The sequence below is a fragment of the Corynebacterium sp. genome (genome assembly GCF_052107835.1).
GTDB lineage: Bacteria > Actinomycetota > Actinomycetes > Mycobacteriales > Mycobacteriaceae > Corynebacterium.
Map to the genome: position 1 here is coordinate 25,471 of NZ_JBQEDF010000047.1, position 1,756 is coordinate 27,226.

2 protein-coding genes are annotated in these 1,756 nt (G+C 63.1%); both read left to right on the top strand.

Features of this window, described 5'->3' with window-relative positions:
* Window positions 1–236: 236 nt before the first annotated feature.
* The gene (locus ACTIL2_RS11545; protein WP_442337607.1) at window positions 237–980 is read left to right on the top strand and encodes a helix-turn-helix domain-containing protein; all 744 of its coding nucleotides are present in this window, start codon (window positions 237–239) and stop codon (window positions 978–980) included.
* 82 nt (window positions 981–1,062) lie between these two features.
* Window positions 1,063–1,756, top strand: a 694-nt coding sequence (locus ACTIL2_RS11550) for a CPBP family intramembrane glutamic endopeptidase (RefSeq protein ID WP_442337608.1), incomplete at its 3' end; no start/stop codon positions are given.

A 1,756-nucleotide genomic window follows, 5' to 3' on the forward strand; every position in this document is an offset into this window, starting at 1 on the left:
AAACCTCTTGCGAACCTCCGTGTCGGTGAAGCTCAGGTCATGGGTATGGGTCTGCATGCGGCTCAAGTACAGGAACCCCTAGCCCGAAGGTCTCGGCCCGCGATTCGCCGAGGCCACGACGTGATGCGGGTACTGTCGCGTTAGCGAATTCAGCCACCCCCCACACTGTCACTGAATACCGCGATTGTCGCGGTGGTGATCGGCTGACGGGGAACGGTACACGCCACGGAGAATCGATGAGTTGGAGCACAAGCGGCCTGGCAAGAATTGCGGGCACCACGGTCAAGACGATCCGGTACTACCACCAGGTCGGCGTCCTGCCGGAGCCCGAGCGTGCCTCGAACGGATACAAGAAATACCAGGTGGAGCACCTGGTCACATTGCTTCGGATTCTGCGGTTGAAAGACCTCGGGTTCGCGGTCCAGGACATGGACCGCGTCCTTGAGAATGACGACGATGCCTGGGCAGCACTGAGAGCGCTGGATGTGCAGCTCCGGGAGCGGATAGAGAAGTGGACTGCCGTGCGCGAGGACATAGCCGTGCTTCTGGACGAGCCCGCACCGGACCGTCCCGTCGTCGATCTCCCTGCGGGAATGCTGGGGTTGACCGATGACGTGAACGACGCGGATCGGGCCATACTCCTCGTGTACTCGCAACTGTTCGATCAGGAGACGATGGAGGACATCGCGGAGACACTCCGCGACCGGAACAAGAGCCCCGAGGAAATCGAGTTCGACACCCTGCCGCCCGATGCGGACCAGGCAACGAGGCAACGCCTGGCGGAGAAGCTCGTGCCGACGTACGCCGAGGCCGCCGGAATGACAGATCCGCAGGGATTACCGGAACCCCACCTTTCCCGGGACCGGGCAACTGCGGAGAACGTTCTCGGCGCGACCCTGGCTCAGCTGTACAACCAGGCGCAGGTCGATGTGCTCCGGCGCGTGAGTGCACTGGTCACGTCCGAAGATGGGCAACGCTAAACGACGCGCTAAACAACGCTAGGTACAGAACGTTTTCGTTGGCCCTTGACCCTGCCCTTGGGGCAGGGTGTCGAATCGCCTCATGCTGAAAAAACCGAAGCTCACAAGACCAATCCGTCGCCCCCGCCTACCCGTCGGCTGGCCCGAGATCGCCGTGGGACTGGCGGGCTTCTTCGCCATCGGATACGCCCTCGACGCATTGCTCAGCCTGGTGGACCCCGACGAGGTAACGACGGGTGTCGTGAAATCCCAGATCGCGGGCCTCGCTGGCATCGGCGGTTTCGCGATGGCCTGTGCAATCAAGACGCGTCGTGTGAAGCCGTTCGGCCTGAGACGAACCACCCCCAGGTGGATTCTCCTGGGGGCGTTGGGCGGTGCCGCGTGGTTCGTCCTGCGCGGGTTCGCGACCCCCGCACTGGCCGAGTTGTTCGGTCTTGCCACCGACACACAGGCGGACCTCGAGGGCGGATCACATGGTGGGACGCTGGCTCTCGTCCTGACGGGGATTGGCCTGGCCATCATTGGACCCATCGGGGAGGAGTTGCTGTTTCGCGGCGTGATTCAGACCGGGCTTCTCCGGTACGGCGCCGTGATCTCGACGGTGGGCAGTGCCGCCGTGTTTGCCGTGGTCCACGGCATTAACATACTGACGCCCATCGCGTTCGTCTTCGGGCTTCTCGCTGCCGAGCTCTATCGACGCAGCGGTTCTCTGTGGCCTGCAGTCGCCGCGCACGTCGTCCACAATGCGCCGACTCCGTTCCTGTATCTGTTGCTGT

Bases quoted from the DNA above. Each gene is read 5' to 3' on its own strand.
- ACTIL2_RS11545 (WP_442337607.1), top strand. From the start codon at position 237: ATGAGTTGGAGCACAAGCGGCCTGGCAAGAATTGCGGGCACCACGGTC.